The sequence below is a fragment of the Streptomyces sp. JLBJ103 genome (assembly GCF_058215575.1).
The window spans coordinates 595,043-609,663 of record NZ_CM177089.1 but is presented as its reverse complement, the minus strand read 5'-3'; the positions used below and the strand labels follow the sequence as shown (position 1 = coordinate 609,663).

Below are 14,621 nucleotides of genomic sequence, written 5' to 3'. Positions count from 1 at the left end.
CCCGGCTGGGGGACGGGTGGTCAGCCGTGCAGGGGGAGTTGGGCACCGCACACGGTGGCCTGTGCCCGCGCGGCGAGCATACGGCGGTCCTCCCTCCCCGGCGCGGGCAGCAGCGGCCGGTGGTTGCGCACCCGGATGGTCAGCCCGTCGGCGCGCAGAACCCGGCGCAGCGAGCTGCCGAAGTCGTCCTCGCCGACGAAGGCGGCCACCGTGGTGGGGGCGCCGTGCTGGAGGTATTCCAGGGCCACCGGGCGCACCGGAGCGCCCGCGTCGAGCGCCGCCTGGAACGTCGCCCGCCGGAAGTGTCCTCCCGTCCCGGCACACCAGGTGATGCCCTGCGGGAAGACCACCAGCGAACGGCCGTCGCGCAGCAGCGCCGACATCTCCCTTACCGTGTCGGGCAGTTGGCGCAGACTGGCGCGGTCGATGAACATCGTCCCGGCTCGCTTCGTCAGCGGGCCGACCACGGGCCAGCTCCCCACCTCCCGCTTCGCCAGCATGACCACCGGCTCGACGGCCAGCAGTGCCACGATGTCCAGCCAGGAGATGTGGTTGGCCACCACGAGGGTGCCGGTGGTGCCCGGTGCGCTGAGTGTGGCGTCGCCCGCCACCTCCAGCCGGATGCCCAGCGCGGTCAGCAGCTCCGCGGCACGGGAGCGCAGGGTCTCCGGCTCGGCGATCCGCTCGCCCCGCACCAGCGCGCCGACCAGCGCCCGGCCGAAGGCGGCGGACCGCCGCAGGGTCCGCGTGGCGGGGACCCGGTCGGCGGCGTGGGCGACGCAGTCCGGGTCGCACGGGGACCACGCGGCCCACGCGTGTGCCGGCGGATCCAGGGGGGCCGATACGGTCACTTGGTCTCGCCCAGGAAGTAGCGGCGGTAGCGGTCGTTCATCCGCTCGGTGTCCAGCAGGACGAAGAAGTCGGCGTCGTCGAAGCTCCGGTCGTGCTGCGGGGAGCCGCACATCCAGGCGCCGACCCGCAGATAGCCGCGGAGCAGCGGCGGCAGTTCGGCATAGCTCGGCTCGGCGTCCAGCGTCCGCGTCGGTATCCAGGGGTCGAGCGGGTGCACCCGCAGCCCGGAGGGGGCGGCGTGCCGGGTGGTGCCCAGCAGCCAGGCGTTGGCCGCGGCCTGTCCGCCGTCGGCCAGCGGGACCGAGGCGCAGCCCGCGAGATAGCGGTGGCCGGACAGCAGGACATAGCGGGCCAGTCCGGCCCACATCAGATTGATCACCGCGCCCGAGCGGTGGTCGGGGTGCACACACGCCCGCCCCGCCTCGACCATGGAGGAACGGACCTCCTCGGGAAGGCCGCGCAGATCGAACTCGGTCTCCGAGTAGAGCCGTTCACTGCGGCCCGGGGGGAGCAGCCGGTAGGTGCCGACCACGGTGCCCGTCGTCGTGTCCGTGACGATCAGGTGGTCCATCACGGCGTCGAACTCGTCCACGTCGCGCCCGGCGAAGGGCGAGGACAACCGGCCTCCCCTCTCCTCTCCGAACACCTGGTAGCGCAGCCGCTGCGCGGCGTGGATCTGCTCCTCGGTGTGGGCGATGGAGGTGACGTACGAGCTGGTGGACGCCGGTACCGGGGGCGTCGTGAGCACGGACATTCCTGTTCTCCTTCCGGGGAAGTCAGGAGCGACGGGGATGAGGGAAGGGGCGGGCGGGGAGAGATACCCGCACGCCGGCGCGGTGCGCGAAGAGCGGCGCACACCGCTTGCGTTCACCCCAGTCTTGCCGTGACGGCGAACGCCACAGTGTCCGCGTGGTGTTTCGACGACTGCCAGCCGATGACAAACGCATGCCGTGGTGACGCGGGCGATCGGCCCGGTGACACGGAGCGGCGAGAGGTGGTGACGTGCCCCGGTGTCAGGGTGCGCCGGTGCCGTGCAGCGGGAAGCCGAGGGACCGGGCCGCGACGGCGGGCGTGGGCTGGGACCAGTAGTCGGTGACGGCCTGCGCGGAGGCCAGCGAGCGGGTCTCGGCACGGTCCAGATACAGCACACCGTCGACATGGTCGGTCTCGTGCTGGACGATCCGGGCGGGCCAGCCGGTGAACTCCTCGTTCACCTCCCGCCCCGTCTCGTCCTGTCCGCGCAGCCGGATCCGCTCGGGGCGGCTGACCACCGCCTGCCAGCCGGGAACGCTCAGACACCCTTCGAAGAACGCCGCTCGGCCGTCGCCCACGGTCTCGTACGACGGGTTGACCAGGACGCGGTACGGCTGTGGCACCCGGCCGCGCGCCTCGCGCACCTCGGCTGTCACCTCCGCCGGATCCTCGATCACCGCGAGCCGCAGCGGTACGCCGATCTGCGGGGCGGCCAGGCCCACCCCGGGCGCGGCGTGCATGGTGTCCCGCATCGCCCGCAGCAGCCGGTCGAGCTGGTCCGTGGACAGCTGGCCCTCGTAGGGGACGGCCGGTTGCCGCAGGACGGGGACGCCCGCGGAGATGATCGGCAGCGGGTGGGTGCCGGAGAGCAGTTCGTCGACGAGTTCGGACAGGCTGGAGGTCGGCATGGGGACAGCCTGGCAAGCCGGTCAGGCCGCGGCAATCCATGGGACGGGGCTGCTGTCCGGAGCCGGGCGTGCCCGTGTCCGCCCCCGGTGAACGGGATGCGGATGTGGTCCGTACTCACCCATGAGCCGCCGGGGAATCCCACGCCCCGAGGCTCACCCGGGTCCTCCCGGCTCGGGACGCCGCCGCTCCGCGGTGCTTTCCCCGTTGTGCACGCGGGGTGGCGGCTCCTGGGGCCCGTCTTCGAGGACGGCCCCCAGCGTCCGGGAGGCGGAGGGAGCCGGTGCTCACGGGGCGGCCGGCTCCTGGGCGGCCGCCTCCCGGACATCGCTCAGATCGCGTACATACGCCTGCGCGGGGCGCCTGCCGAGGGTGATCTCGCCGCCGGTGGGGACGAAGCCGGTGCGGGCCAGTACGGCGCGTGACCCGGCGTTGTCGAGCGTGGTCTCGGCGCGCAGCGCGGTCAGACCGTACTCGGTGGCGGCCAGGAGGCAGACCCGCCGGACGGCGCGGGTGGCGAGGCCCTGCCGGGTGGCCCGCTCGGCGATCCGGTATCCCAGCGCCGCCGTGCCGTCGGCCACATCGACCAGATTGACCCGTCCCAGCACCTGGCCGTCGGCGTCCACGATGAGATGGAAGTGGTGGAGTCCGGCGTCCTGTTCGGCGAGCCGCTCGGTGTGGCGCGCGTCGAAGTCGGTGAAGTAGTCGTCACCTCGGTCGGGAACCGTCTGCGCGAAGTAGGCGCGATTCTCCCGCTCGAAAGTGAGCAGGGCCGCGGCGTGATCGCGTCGGAGGCGCTGGAGTTCGGGCATGACTGCACGGTACGCCGCGACCGGCCGGAACGATCACTGGTTTTCGCGGTCCGCGGATCCGGAGGCCCCGCTGCCGCCTCCTGTCCCGTCGTCGAGATCGGTCCGGTCCCCGACATCGGTCCGGTCGTCGAGGTCGGCCCGCGCCTCCGGGAGCAGGGCGCGGATATCGCTCGGCAGCACCCCGTACACCTTCTCCATCAGCTCCGGGTCCACGGCGGCGTCCAGCACCTCGAAGAAGGCGCTCGCCTCGCGCAGCGCCTCCTCCTCGGTGTGCTCGGTGCGCCAGGCGATCCGGCCCGCGAAACCGGTCAGGTCGAACCGCTCGCCGTGGTCGCGCCGGTAGGACCGCTCCTCCGGCGAGCCCCGGTGGGAGGCGGCCACCCGGCGCATCGGCTCCGCCGCATCGGTGGGCAGCTGGGCCGCCAGATGGTCCGCGAGTCCGTCGGGAATCCGCTCGGCGAGGGTTTCGAGTGTCGCCCGGACGGCCCGCTCGGCCGAACGCCGGTCCGGCAGCTGGGCCCGCACCTGGACCTGGCCCGTCAGTTCTTCGTAGCGCATCGTGGATCAGCGCTCCCTGGATCGGTGCCCACGCTCGTCCGCCGAGTGCCCAGCGGCACCGCCCCGAAGCGTCCGCCCCGGCCCCGATCGGCGCCCACCCCGATACCCACCCTCCGGCACCGTCCGGCCGAACGGAGCGCGGTGTGGCCATCACGGCCGCACACTGGGCACTGTGGCGGAGAAGCGCACCGAGAAGAGCACGGGGAAGCGTACGGAGCGGCGCACCGAGAAGCGCAGCGCCGGAATCCTGCTGTTCCACGGCACCGGACCGGCCACCGAGGTGCTGCTCGGCCATATGGGAGGCCCGTTCTGGGCCGCCAGGGACGAGCGGGCGTGGTCCGTGCCCAAGGGCGAGTACACCGAGGGGGAGACCCCCGAGGCCGCCGCGCGCCGGGAGTTCGAGGAGGAGCTCGGACTGCCGCCGCCCGACGGCGAGTTGCTGCCGCTGGGCTCGGTCCGGCAGACCGGCGGCAAACTGGTGACGGTCTGGGCCCTGCCGGGCGAGCTCGATCCGGCGGAGGTCAGGCCCGGCACCTTCACCATGGAGTGGCCCCGGGGATCCGGCCGGATGCGGGAGTTCCCCGAGCTCGACCGGGTGCGGTGGCTGGATCTGCCACGGGCCCGTACGAGGATCGTGGCCAAACAGGAGCTCTTCCTCGACCGGCTCGACGCGCTGCTCAACGGGGCGCCGCTACCGTGAAGAGGGAGACCGTGCGGTATGCCACGACGCGCGCTGAAGCCGACGGAGGCACGGTGGGCATGGAGAGCGCGAGGAGTTCGGAGTACCTGCCCCGACTGCGGCTGGACGAGCTGCTGGAGGAGTTGCAGGTCCGCATCGACGCGGTGCGCGGCACCCAGGACCGGGTGCACAGCCTGCTGGAAGCCGTGCTCTCGGTCGGCCGTGAGCTGGATCTCCCCCATGTGCTGCGGCGGATCGTAGAGGCCGCGGTGGTCCTGGTGGATGCCGAGTACGGGGCGCTCGGTGTCATCGGCGAGGATCAGCGGCTCGCCGAGTTCCTGCCGGTGGGCGTCGACAAGGAGCGGATCGAGAGGATCGGGGACCTGCCGTCCGGCCACGGCATCCTCGGCGAGCTGATCCGCCACCCCGAGCCGCTGCGGCTGGCCGAGCTGTCGGAGCACCCCGCCTCGTACGGGTTTCCGCCGGGCCATCCGCCGATGCACTCGTTCCTCGGGGTGCCCATCCGGGTGCGGGACGAGGTCTTCGGCAATCTCTATCTCACCGAGAAACGCGGCGGGAAGGAGTTCGACGGGGAGGACGAGACCGTGCTGTCCACCCTCGCCGTGGCCGCGGGCGTGGCCATCGAGAACGCCCGGCTCTACGAGGACGCCCGGCACCGCCAGCACTGGCTGGAGGCGAACGCGGAGGTCACCAACAGCCTGCTGTCGGGTGTGGACGAGACCAGCGTGCTGGAGCTGATCGTCGACCACGCCCGCCGGATCCTCTCCGCCGATCTCGGAGTGCTGATGCTGCCCGTCGCCGGAAGCGGCGATCTCGAGGTCGCGCTCGCGGCGGGCACCGACGCCGAGGCCCACCGCGGTCTGGTGCTGCCCTGCCGGGGCACCTTCGCCGGTGCCGCCTTCACCGCCTCCGCGCCGGTCACCAGCACCGACGTCAAGAACGATCCACGGATCACGGTGGGCCCCCAGCGCTGGGAAGGGCTCGGCCCGGCCGTCGCGGTGCCGATGCGCACCAGCGACGGAGTGGGCGGGGTGCTGTCGCTGGCCCGCTCGGTGTCCAGCGCCCCCTTCACCCAGATCGAGACCGACACCCTGCTCGGCTTCGCGGGCCAGGCGGCGATCGCCATGAAACTGGCCGAGCGGCGCCGCGACGCCGAACAGCTCGCCCTGCTCGAGGACCGCGACCGGATCGCCCGCGATCTGCACGACCTGGCCATCCAGCGGCTGTTCGCCGCGGGGATGACCCTCCAGAGCACCATGCGGTTCGTCCAGCACCCGGAGGGTTCCGAGCGGCTGCTGCGAGTGGTGGACGATCTCGACGACACCATCAAGATCATTCGGTCCACGATCTTCGGGCTGCGGGCCCATGAGGGCGGCCCCGCCCTCCAGGGGCTGCGCGTCCGCACCGCCAAGACCATCGAGGAGGCCGTGCCCGCGCTCGGCTTCACCCCCTCGCTCCGCACCGAGGGCCTGGTCGACACGGATGTGCCGCGCCCCGTCGCGGACGACATGGTCGCGGTCCTCGCCGAGTCGCTGTCGAACACCGCCCGGCACGCGGAGGCGGACGCCGCGGAGATCTCCCTCGTCGTCGCCTCGGGACGGCTGACCCTGACCGTCACCGACAACGGCGTCGGCATCCCGGAGGGCGGACGCCGCAGCGGACTGCGCAACCTGGCGGAACGCGCCGAGAAGTACGGTGGTGAACTGGCCCTCCAGGTGCCACCGGGCGGCGGGACCCGGCTGGTGTGGGGCGTACCGCTGCGCAGTCCCTGAGCCCTCGGCGTACGCCGACCCCCGGTGGTCAGCCGCCGGTCAGCGGCTCAGATCGCCGGGTCGCTGTCCAGCACGTCATGGGCACCGCTGCGCGGAGTCGCCGAGCCCGGCGGCCCGTACCCGAGCCGGATCAGCATCTGCACATGGCCCGGTACCTGGCGGGCGTCGCTGAGCGCCCACCGCAGATCCGACCACTCCAGCGCCTGGTGCAGCAGCGAGGCCCGCACCGCGCGCGAGGTCGCCAGCAGCAGGACGTGCTCCAGCGCCTGCCCGGCCCGCAGCCAGTCCGCCCGGCGGTCGTGGCCGGTGGTCAGCACCGCGATCGTGGGACGGCTCTCGAACATCGCGGTGGGCTGCTGTCCGGCGCCGCGGAAGTCCCGCATCGGCATCCGCGACGCGGTGTCCCGGGGGCCGATGGCCGCCGTGGGGATCCCGTACGGACCGCTTTCGCGGATCCACTCCCGGCTCTCCGCGGCCCGCCGCGGGTCATGGACGTTGCGCTGTTCGGCCTCGGCGGTCAGCCGCAGCAGATGGGAGGTCTCCTCCGGGCCCGCGAGATGCAGGGTGGCCCCGTCCTCGTGGGCGGCGTCGGCCAGCTGGTACATCAGCTGATGCGGCAGCCGGTGCGCCGAGTAGGGCATACGGCTGCTGTGCCGCCGCCAGATCACGTCGTACAGCTCGTCGTGCGCGGCGCGGGCCCGGCCGCGGGGCGACGCGGCCAGCCGCACCGTGGCCAGCAGATCCGGCTGGGAGCGGTACGGCAGCAGCCGGACCACCGGCTCCCAGCCGAAGTGGGCCACGGCCACGCGCAGATTGAACACGGCGGCCCCGGCGGAGACGCTCAGGGCCCGTCCCATCGGGTCGGCGTGGCGCAGGGCGCGTTCCGGGGCGGCCCGGACCTCCAGCGTGACGGTGTCGGGGTTCAGCCGGTACCGCCACGGCTGGGTGTTGTGCATCGACGGAGCGGCCACGGCCGCGGAGATCAGTTTCTCCAGGATCGCCGCGTCGAGTGCTGCGGGCTGCATGGTGTTCTCCTCGCCGGTGGGCGCGGGCGGTTCCCCGCGCAGTCAGCGTGCGGCTCCGGAAAGCGGGACGGGCAGGGGCCGTTGGTCCCCGGGGAGGGACCGGTTGGTACGCGTCGGCCCTCAGCGGTGGGGCGCATGGGGCGCCTGGGGCGCGGGGCGCGCCGGGTGGTCGTCGGGGGAGGCCGGGGAGGAGTGGGTCGCCAGCACCGCCGCCTGGATACGGCGCTCGACGCCCAGCTTGGCCAGCAGCCGGGAGATGTGGTTCTTGACCGTCTTCTCGGAGAGGAACAGTCGCTTGCCGATCTGCCGGTTGGTCAGCCCCTCGCCGATCAGCGCCAGGATCTCCCGCTCCCGTGGCGACAGCCCGGCCAGCACCTCGTCCCTCGGTTCCTGCGGGGTGGTGTCCCCGCGCAGGGTGCTCATCAGCCGGGCGGTGGTCGCCGGGTCGAGCATCGACTGCCCGGAAGCGACCGTACGGACCGCGGAGACCAGGTCGGAGCCCTTGATCTGCTTGAGCACATAGCCCGCGGCCCCGGCCATGATCGCGTCCAGCAGGGCATCGTCGTCGTCGAACGAGGTGAGCATCAGACAGGCCAGATCCGGCATCCGGGAGCGCAGCTCACGGCAGACCGTGATGCCGTCCCCGTCCGGCAGCCGGACGTCCAGGATGGCCACGTCGGGCCGGAGCGCGGGGCCCCGCGCCAGCGCGTGGTCCACGGTCCCGGCGTCCCCGACCACCTCGATATCGGGCTCGGCGTCCAGCAGGTCGTGCAGCCCGCGCCGGACCACCTCGTGGTCGTCGAGCAGGAACACCCTGATGGGGTGCGATGTCGGCGGGGATTCCCGTGTCTCGGTCATGGCGCTCCTCGCACCGCTGGTCTGTGTCCGCCCGTTGTCCGTGTCCGCCCGGCCCGTGGGCCCGCCCGGCTCCCTCGCTGAAGCCCCGCCCCTCGCTGACGAGGGTGGCGCATCCGGCGAGGGCCGCACCAGGGCCGAACGGGCCCCCGCGGGGCCGCGACGGGACCGAAAGGCCCCCGGCACAGGGGTCTGCCCGGCCCTCGCCACGGGCGCCCCCGCGTGCGACGGTCGCGGCATGGGCACGAACGTGCGGGTGCGGTGGCTGTGGCGCTGGCGGCGCAGTCCGCTCAGACGCCGCTCCGACGTGACCGAGGCATGGGTGGTGCTGGTGACCGCCCTGGTGATGGCGGTCGGCGGCCCGGCCGCGGGCGTCATCGCGGGCAGCGCCGTGGACGAGGCGCTGCGGCAGGAGCGTGCCGAGCGGTTCCGGGTGCCCGCGGTGCTGCTGGAACAGGCTCCCGTCGTGCCGCCCACGGGCGACGGCACCGACACCGACCAGGTGCGCGCCCCCGTACGGTGGACCGCTCCCGACGGCGTCGTGCAGACCGGCTCCGCTCTGGTCCACGAGGGGCGGCGGGCCGGTACGACCACGCCGGTGTGGGTCGACGGCCGAGGCCGTCTCGTCCCCGCCCCGCCCACCACGGAGCAGGTCGCGACCCGGGCCTCGCTGGCCGGTGCGTCGGCGGCGGCGGGGGTGGCCGCGGTGGCGCTGACCGGGCGCGGTGTGGTGCGGTGGCGGCTGGACCGCGGCCGGGCCCGGGAGTGGGAGCGTGCCTGGGCCGAGGTGGAGCCGCGCTGGAGCCGCCATCTGTGAGAGCTCATCTGTGAGAGCTGGAGCCGCCATCTGTGAGAGCTGGAGCCGCACTGTGAGATGTGAGACTCACAGTGCGGTTGTGTGCTCTACGACCGGTGTGCTGCGGGCGGAGCCGTCGTCAGCTGGTTGTCGAAGTCCACGACGCCCTCGACCGCCCGGATCAGCCGGGCAGCCGCCGGAACCAGAACGGCGTCCCGGATCCGTCCGGTGAGGGTGACCACGCCCTCGCTCACACTGACCTGGACCGTCTGCCCCGGGGCCGGGAAGAGATGGGTCACCACCTCGCGGCGTACCTCCTCCGCGATGTCCTCGTCCGGCCGCAGAAAGACCTTCAGCAGATCGGCGCGGCTGACGATGCCCTCCAGACGGCCCTCCTCGTCGACCACCGGCAGCCGCTTGACGCGCTTGTGCGTCATGATGCGCGCGGCCTCGGCCAGCGTCGCGCGCGCGTGCACCGTGATGGCGGGGGACGTCATCAGCTCCTCGGCGGTCACCGCGCCCGCCTTGGCCATCTCCGGCAGCTCGCGCAGCTGGGGTATCCGGGCCGGATCGCTGTCCCGGAACTCCTCCTTGGGCAGCAGATCCGCCTCGGAGACCACACCGACGACCCGGCCCTCGCCCTCCAGCACCGGCAGCGCGCTGACCCGCCACTGCTCCAGCGTTCTGACGATCTCCTTGAACGGCGCCTCGCGGCCGACGGCCACCACCGTATGCGTCATCACATCACTGACGATGTGCGAGGTCCGTTGCACGGGTCCTCCTCCGTTCAGCGTGAGGTCAGCCCCTCGGCTCCTCCGCCCTTCAGCCGTCGAAAGCGGCGCTGTAGGGTCCGTAGAGGTCCAGCAGTCGGCTGCGGGTCGACCGCAGTCGCCGCCCGACGACCCCCGCGACATACGTGGCCAGGGCGCTGCCCAGCACCGGGTCCGCACGGCACAGCGCACGCACCGTGGCCGCGTCGAACTCCTCGGCGCGCACCGGGCTGACGGCCTCCGCGCCCAGATGCCACCGGCACGGCGGGATCAGCCATGACCAGCCCAGCAGATCGCCGGGGCCGAGCGTGTCCACAGTGGGTGCCTGCCGCCCCGGCACATGCACATCGAGGGACACTCCGCCGCTGCTGATGATCCAGAAACGGTCGGCCAGGCCCCCTTCCTCGAAGATGCGGGTGCCCATCGGGAACGACACCTCGTGGGCGAGTCGGACGAACTGGTCGCGGTGGTCCGGCGGTACGGCGGCCACCACCCCGTTTCTGGTGATCATCGAGGGCCCCTTCTCCACAGATGCAACGCGTCATGGGTGGCGGGCATCGGCGTCGCCGACGCCGTCATGTCCATCGTGCGGGTGTGCCACCGGCGTGAGGCATGGGCCGAGCGGCCCCCGACCTGGTCCGCTCGGCTCCGGGGCCCGGCCGGTCGACTCCTTGGCCCGGCCTGTCGGCCTCGTGCTCCCCCGGGAGGAGCCGGTGCTCGATCTGGTGGCGCACCCGGCCCGCCAGCCGGGCCAGCGGCGCTGAGGTCGCCGCTCGGGGCGGTATGGGGTCCCGGATCCGGCGCGCCTGGGGCGGCAGCCCGGCAAGATCGGCGGTGAGGCGTTCACGCGCCCGGCCCAGGGTGTCGGGCTCCCCCGTCCGCCGGCCGCCCCGCATTACCGTCTCCAGCAGCGGGGTGCCACCGCGCGGCGGCAGTTCGTCCTGTTCGCCGATCACATCGGCGAAGCCCGGCCGCCGCCACACCTGCTTGGCGCCGGGGGCCGTGACCTTCGCCGAGGACAGCTTCATCACCGGCCGCCCGTCATAGGCGACCAGCTTGTACGCCGAGTCGAGATACGCCGAGTCGGCCGAGACCCCGACTCGGGTGCCCACGGCGAACACATCGATCGGCGCCCCGTCGCGCACCAGGTCCCGCACGGCGTACTCGTCCAGACCGCCACTGGCCACGATCCCCACCTGCGGCAGCCCCGCATCGTCGAGGAGCCGCCGCGCTCGCACCGCGAGCGCGCCGAGGTCGCCGCTGTCCAGGCGGATGGCACAGCCGGTCCCCAGACCCAGATCGCGCAGCACCCGCGCGGCGGTGGCCACACCCGTCAGGGTGTCGTAGGTGTCGACCAGGAAGGTCACCGGACCGGGGTGGGTGCGGGCGAACGCCCGGAACGCGGTCTCCTCGTCCGCGAACGCCTCGATGTACGAATGCGCCATCGTGCCGCTGGCCGCGATCCCGTAGGTGGTGGCGGCCTCCACATTGCTCGTCCCCACGAACCCGGCCAGGGCGCCCAGCCGCGCCGCCTGCATCCCGGCCTGCGGGCCGTGGGTGCGGCGCAGCGAGAAGTCCAGCACCGGGCGGCCGTCGGCGGCCATCACACACCGCACGGCCTTGGAGGCGATGGTGGTCTGGTGGCTGAGCTGCCCCAGCAGATACGTCTCGACCAGCTGGGCCTGCGGCAGCGGCGCCGTCAGCTCCAGCAGCGGTTCCCCGGCCAGGACGATCCGGCCCTCGGGCACCGCTCGCACCTCACCCTCGAATCCCAGGCCCAGCAGGGGTTCCAGATCGTCGTAGGAGCGGTGCAGCACGGTGGCGAACGCCTCGACGTCGTCCGGCCCGACCCGGAAGCCGGACAGATAGTCCAGCGCCGGTTCCAGGCCCGCGGCGACCAGGAAGCCGCGCTCGGGCGGGAGGTCGCGGACATACAGATCGAAGGTGGCCGGGGCGGTCATACCCTCCCTCAGGTACGACAGAGCCATGGTCGCCTCGTAGAGATCGGTGGTCATCGCGTTCGACATCGTCGTTGTCTCCCTGTCTCCCTCTGTCTCCCTCTGTCTCCCTTGTGCTCTCCTCAACTCCTCGTCCGCCGAGGCGCGTTGAACGGTTCCCGCCGTCCGCGTCAGCCGGACGGCACCACCGCCACCGGACACGGTGCGTGGTGCACCGCGGCGTGTGTCACGGAGCCCACCCGCGGTACGGCACCGTGCTCGTCACGGCCCAGTACGAGCAGCCCGGAGCCCGCGGCGGCGTGCACCACGGCGCGCCCCGGGCGCTCCGCGATGATGCCCTCGGCCACGGGCACCCCCGGGTACTTCTCCTGCCATGGCCGCAGCGCCGCGTCGAGCGCCGCCCCGGCGTCGGCGTCCGCCCGCCGGGCGCCCGCGTGCACCGCGCGCAGTGCGCCGCCGCGCCGCGCGGCCTCGTCGAAGGCGAACGCGAGCACGTCGTCGGACGGCCGCCGCAGCTCCAGGCCCACGGTCACGTCCGGGCTTCGGCCGGGGTCGTCCACGTGCACCAGCACCATCGGCCGCACACCGCGGGCGAGGAGCTGCCGTCCGGTGGAACCGAGCAGAAACGCGGCGAGAGTGCCGCGTCCGCGCGAGCCGAGCACCAGCATCTCGGCGTCGGCGCACGCGGCCAGCAGCGCGGGTACCGCGTCCCGCGGCACCAGCTCGGCGGTGACGTTCAGCCCCGGATGCGCGTCGCGCAACTCGTGCACCGTGTCACTCAGCAGACGCCGCGCCCAGTAGTTCTGGTCCATCCCGCGCGAGAAGTGCTCCTCGGACAGCACGTCCGTGTCCGTGGGCGAGAGCAGGACCCAGGCGTGCACCAGCCGCAGCGGCAGATCGCGCAGCAGCGCCTCATGTGCCGCCCAGTGCGCGGCATACGGACTCTCGGGAAAACCGTCGATGCCGACGGTGATGGGCGGTCGCACGACCGTCACCTCCATCAATCTCTTCCGGCCGGGAGGAGTTGGTGTTCCGTTGTGCCCCGGAGCGTGGTGTACGGCCGCGGCCGGTGTGCCGGTGTGCAGGGTCAGCGCGCCCGGATCCGGCGGCCGGTGACGCTGGTGGGTTCGATGCGCAGCCACAGCTCGCGGCTGCCGCCCGGCCAGGGGGCCGAGTACGCCGCGGTGGTCAGCCGCCGCACCCTCTCCGGGTCGGTGACCCGCTGTGCGCGTCCGACCACGAGGACGCTCCAGCCCTCGCTGAGCGCCTCGTCGATGTGGTCCACCTCGAAGGCCACTTCGGTGCCCGCGGCCGCCGCGGGGGTGGCGTCGGGCGCGGTCCGGAAGACCACGGCATCGTCCACCACGCTGTAGTTGACCGGGACGACGGCGGGGCCGCGCGCGGTGGTCACCGAGACCCGGCCCACTCCGTGTCCGGCGAGCCGGTCCCGGCACTCCGCGGCGTCCAGTTCCAGCAGATCGGGGTGGGGCCCCGCCTGTCCGCGACCGGGTGGCCGTTCGGCGCCACCGCCGCGCAGCTCCGCCGCGCTGGTGTCCAGTGCCGCCGCGATCCGCAGCAGCGCCCCGGCTCCCGGATCGGCCGGATACTCCTCGAGATAGCGCACATAGCCGGGCGAGGTGCCCGCCCGTTCCGCCAACTCCGCACGGGTCAGGCCGAGTTGCGCGCGGCGCTCGGACACCCGGCGCCCGATGTCGCCTCCGCCGGCCACCGGCTGTGCGGCTGCCGGACCCGGCTGTACCATGTCGCACATCGCCTTCACTCCTCTCGGGTCGCCAGGGGCCGGGTGGGACCCCCGAGCGCGATTTTGATCGCGCCGGTGTCGGTGGCCCGCGAGAAGACGTCGTACGCCTCCTCCATCTGGTCCAGCTCGAAGACATGGGTGATGAGCAGGGACGCGGGCAGCCGTCCGGCGGCCAGCATGGACAGCAGCGTGGGTGTGGAGGACGTGTTGACCAGCCCGGTGGTGATCGTCACGTTCTTGATCCACAGCTCTTCCAGATGCAGTGTGGCGGGCTTGGCGTGCACCCCGACATTGGCGATCCGGCCGCCGGGCCGCACCATGCGGGTGCAGGTCTCGAAGCTCTGCGGTGTGCCCACCGCCTCGATCACCACATCGGCGCCCAGCCCGTCGGTGAGGTCGGCGACCAGTCGCTCCGGGTCCTCGTCCGCGGAGGCCACCGCGTCGGCGCCGATCCGCTTGGCGGCGTCCAGCCGCGTGGTGGCGTAGTCGACGGCGATGATCCGGCCGGGGGAGAAGAACTCCGCGGTCGCGATCGCGGCCAGTCCGACCGGCCCGGCCCCCACCACCGCGACCGTGTCCCCGGGGCCCACCCGGCCGTTGAGGACACCCACCTCATAGGCGGTCGGGAAGATGTCCGCCAGCAGGACCGCCTCATGGCCCTCGGCCGTGCCGGGCAGCGGATGCGTCGACAGATCGGCGAACGGCACCCGCACATACTCGGCCTGTGTGCCGTTGACCGTGCGCCCCAGGATCCAGCCCCCACCCCCGCGGCACTGCCCGTACGCACGCTCCCGGCAGAACCGGCAGTGGCCGCACGCCGAGATGCAGGAGATCAGCACCCGGTCCCCGGGGCGTACCCCCCGTACCTCCTCCCCGGTCTCCACCACCTCGCCCAGGGCCTCGTGGCCGAGCACCGTACCGGGCCTGACGTCCGGTACGTCGCCGTTCAGGATGTGCAGGTCGGTGCCGCAGATGGTGACCGTGTCGACCCGCACGATCGCGTCGGTGACCTCCTCGAGGTCGGGGTCGGGCACCTTCTGCCAGGAGATCCGCCCCGGCTCGTGGAAGACGAGTGCTTTCATGGCCGTTTCCTCTCCGCGCC

General features: G+C 72.9%; 16 protein-coding genes. 3 read left to right on the top strand and 13 right to left on the bottom strand.

The genetic code is table 11. The annotated features are described in order from the left end of the window. Positions 1 to 20: 20 nt before the first annotated feature. The 5 genes from AC4BEG_RS02515 to AC4BEG_RS02495 form a co-directional block, all read right to left on the bottom strand. On the bottom strand, positions 21 to 851 hold the full coding sequence (locus tag AC4BEG_RS02515; RefSeq protein ID WP_490704264.1) for a lysophospholipid acyltransferase family protein: 831 nt from the start codon (positions 849 to 851) through the stop codon (positions 21 to 23). Beyond that, positions 848 to 1,606, bottom strand: a complete 759-nt coding sequence (locus AC4BEG_RS02510; RefSeq protein ID WP_490704263.1) for a GNAT family N-acetyltransferase — start codon at positions 1,604 to 1,606, stop codon at positions 848 to 850. The genes AC4BEG_RS02515 and AC4BEG_RS02510 overlap by 4 nt, the downstream gene beginning before the upstream one ends. Before the next feature lie 259 nt (positions 1,607 to 1,865). Then, on the bottom strand, positions 1,866 to 2,513 hold the full coding sequence (def, locus tag AC4BEG_RS02505) for a peptide deformylase (RefSeq protein WP_490704262.1): 648 nt from the start codon (positions 2,511 to 2,513) through the stop codon (positions 1,866 to 1,868). 285 nt (positions 2,514 to 2,798) lie between these two features. After that, positions 2,799 to 3,323 carry a GNAT family N-acetyltransferase gene (locus tag AC4BEG_RS02500; protein WP_490704261.1) on the bottom strand — a complete coding sequence of 175 codons (525 nt, stop codon included), beginning with the start codon at positions 3,321 to 3,323 and terminating at the stop codon, positions 2,799 to 2,801. A gap of 33 nt (positions 3,324 to 3,356) precedes the next feature. Next, a complete protein-coding gene (locus AC4BEG_RS02495) occupies positions 3,357 to 3,881 on the bottom strand; it encodes a DUF2267 domain-containing protein (protein WP_490704260.1) in 525 nt (174 codons plus the stop codon). Positions 3,882 to 4,053: 172 nt separating this feature from the next. Here AC4BEG_RS02495 and AC4BEG_RS02490 point away from each other — a divergent pair, with 172 nt between their 5' ends. After that, positions 4,054 to 4,581 carry an NUDIX hydrolase gene (locus AC4BEG_RS02490; RefSeq protein ID WP_490704259.1) on the top strand — a complete coding sequence of 176 codons (528 nt, stop codon included), beginning with the start codon at positions 4,054 to 4,056 and terminating at the stop codon, positions 4,579 to 4,581. Positions 4,582 to 4,640: 59 nt separating this feature from the next. After that, positions 4,641 to 6,353 (top strand): sensor histidine kinase, encoded by a 1,713-nt coding sequence (locus AC4BEG_RS02485; RefSeq protein WP_490704258.1) that lies wholly within the window; start codon positions 4,641 to 4,643, stop codon positions 6,351 to 6,353. A 47-nt stretch (positions 6,354 to 6,400) separates the two neighbouring features. Here the strand turns inward: AC4BEG_RS02485 and AC4BEG_RS02480 are convergent, their stop codons facing one another. Beyond that, positions 6,401 to 7,378, bottom strand: coding sequence for an Acg family FMN-binding oxidoreductase (locus AC4BEG_RS02480; RefSeq protein ID WP_490704257.1), 978 nt, complete (start codon positions 7,376 to 7,378; stop codon positions 6,401 to 6,403). 120 nt (positions 7,379 to 7,498) lie between these two features. Then, positions 7,499 to 8,236, bottom strand: coding sequence for a response regulator (locus AC4BEG_RS02475; RefSeq protein ID WP_490704256.1), 738 nt, complete (start codon positions 8,234 to 8,236; stop codon positions 7,499 to 7,501). Between the two features lie 235 nt (positions 8,237 to 8,471). Here AC4BEG_RS02475 and AC4BEG_RS02470 point away from each other — a divergent pair, with 235 nt between their 5' ends. Further along, positions 8,472 to 9,050 (top strand): Rv1733c family protein, encoded by a 579-nt coding sequence (locus tag AC4BEG_RS02470; RefSeq protein ID WP_490704255.1) that lies wholly within the window; start codon positions 8,472 to 8,474, stop codon positions 9,048 to 9,050. A gap of 86 nt (positions 9,051 to 9,136) precedes the next feature. On the opposite strand, the gene AC4BEG_RS02465 is transcribed toward AC4BEG_RS02470, so the two are convergent. The 6 genes from AC4BEG_RS02465 to AC4BEG_RS02440 form a co-directional block, all read right to left on the bottom strand. Further along, on the bottom strand, positions 9,137 to 9,802 hold the full coding sequence (locus AC4BEG_RS02465; RefSeq protein ID WP_490704254.1) for a CBS domain-containing protein: 666 nt from the start codon (positions 9,800 to 9,802) through the stop codon (positions 9,137 to 9,139). Positions 9,803 to 9,851: 49 nt separating this feature from the next. After that, complete coding sequence (locus tag AC4BEG_RS02460) at positions 9,852 to 10,310, bottom strand: cyclic nucleotide-binding domain-containing protein (RefSeq protein ID WP_490704253.1); 459 nt, start codon at positions 10,308 to 10,310, stop codon at positions 9,852 to 9,854. 64 nt (positions 10,311 to 10,374) lie between these two features. Then, entirely contained in the window at positions 10,375 to 11,826 is a 1,452-nt protein-coding gene (locus tag AC4BEG_RS02455) for a nicotinate phosphoribosyltransferase (protein ID WP_490704252.1), read from the bottom strand. A 101-nt stretch (positions 11,827 to 11,927) separates the two neighbouring features. Further along, entirely contained in the window at positions 11,928 to 12,743 is an 816-nt protein-coding gene (locus AC4BEG_RS02450; protein WP_490704251.1) for a universal stress protein, read from the bottom strand. Positions 12,744 to 12,844: 101 nt separating this feature from the next. Continuing rightward, positions 12,845 to 13,528, bottom strand: a complete 684-nt coding sequence (locus tag AC4BEG_RS02445; protein ID WP_490704250.1) for a helix-turn-helix domain-containing protein — start codon at positions 13,526 to 13,528, stop codon at positions 12,845 to 12,847. A gap of 5 nt (positions 13,529 to 13,533) precedes the next feature. After that, on the bottom strand, positions 13,534 to 14,601 hold the full coding sequence (locus AC4BEG_RS02440) for an alcohol dehydrogenase catalytic domain-containing protein (RefSeq protein WP_490704249.1): 1,068 nt from the start codon (positions 14,599 to 14,601) through the stop codon (positions 13,534 to 13,536). Positions 14,602 to 14,621 lie beyond the last annotated feature (20 nt).

What these genes read in the sequence shown, in the direction of transcription:
- AC4BEG_RS02510 (WP_490704263.1), bottom strand. Translation starts at nt 1,606, where the DNA reads ATGTCCGTGCTCACGACGCCCCCGGTACCGGCGTCCACCAGCTCGTAC.
- AC4BEG_RS02455 (WP_490704252.1), bottom strand. Translation starts at nt 11,826, where the DNA reads ATGTCGAACGCGATGACCACCGATCTCTACGAGGCGACCATGGCTCTG.
- AC4BEG_RS02460 (WP_490704253.1), bottom strand. Translation starts at nt 10,310, where the DNA reads ATGATCACCAGAAACGGGGTGGTGGCCGCCGTACCGCCGGACCACCGC.
- AC4BEG_RS02495 (WP_490704260.1), bottom strand. Translation starts at nt 3,881, where the DNA reads ATGCGCTACGAAGAACTGACGGGCCAGGTCCAGGTGCGGGCCCAGCTG.
- def (WP_490704262.1), bottom strand. Translation starts at nt 2,513, where the DNA reads ATGCCGACCTCCAGCCTGTCCGAACTCGTCGACGAACTGCTCTCCGGC.
- AC4BEG_RS02470 (WP_490704255.1), top strand. Translation starts at nt 8,472, where the DNA reads ATGGGCACGAACGTGCGGGTGCGGTGGCTGTGGCGCTGGCGGCGCAGT.
- AC4BEG_RS02475 (WP_490704256.1), bottom strand. Translation starts at nt 8,236, where the DNA reads ATGACCGAGACACGGGAATCCCCGCCGACATCGCACCCCATCAGGGTG.
- AC4BEG_RS02440 (WP_490704249.1), bottom strand. Translation starts at nt 14,601, where the DNA reads ATGAAAGCACTCGTCTTCCACGAGCCGGGGCGGATCTCCTGGCAGAAG.
- AC4BEG_RS02500 (WP_490704261.1), bottom strand. Translation starts at nt 3,323, where the DNA reads ATGCCCGAACTCCAGCGCCTCCGACGCGATCACGCCGCGGCCCTGCTC.
- AC4BEG_RS02445 (WP_490704250.1), bottom strand. Translation starts at nt 13,528, where the DNA reads ATGTGCGACATGGTACAGCCGGGTCCGGCAGCCGCACAGCCGGTGGCC.
- AC4BEG_RS02480 (WP_490704257.1), bottom strand. Translation starts at nt 7,378, where the DNA reads ATGCAGCCCGCAGCACTCGACGCGGCGATCCTGGAGAAACTGATCTCC.
- AC4BEG_RS02485 (WP_490704258.1), top strand. Translation starts at nt 4,641, where the DNA reads ATGGAGAGCGCGAGGAGTTCGGAGTACCTGCCCCGACTGCGGCTGGAC.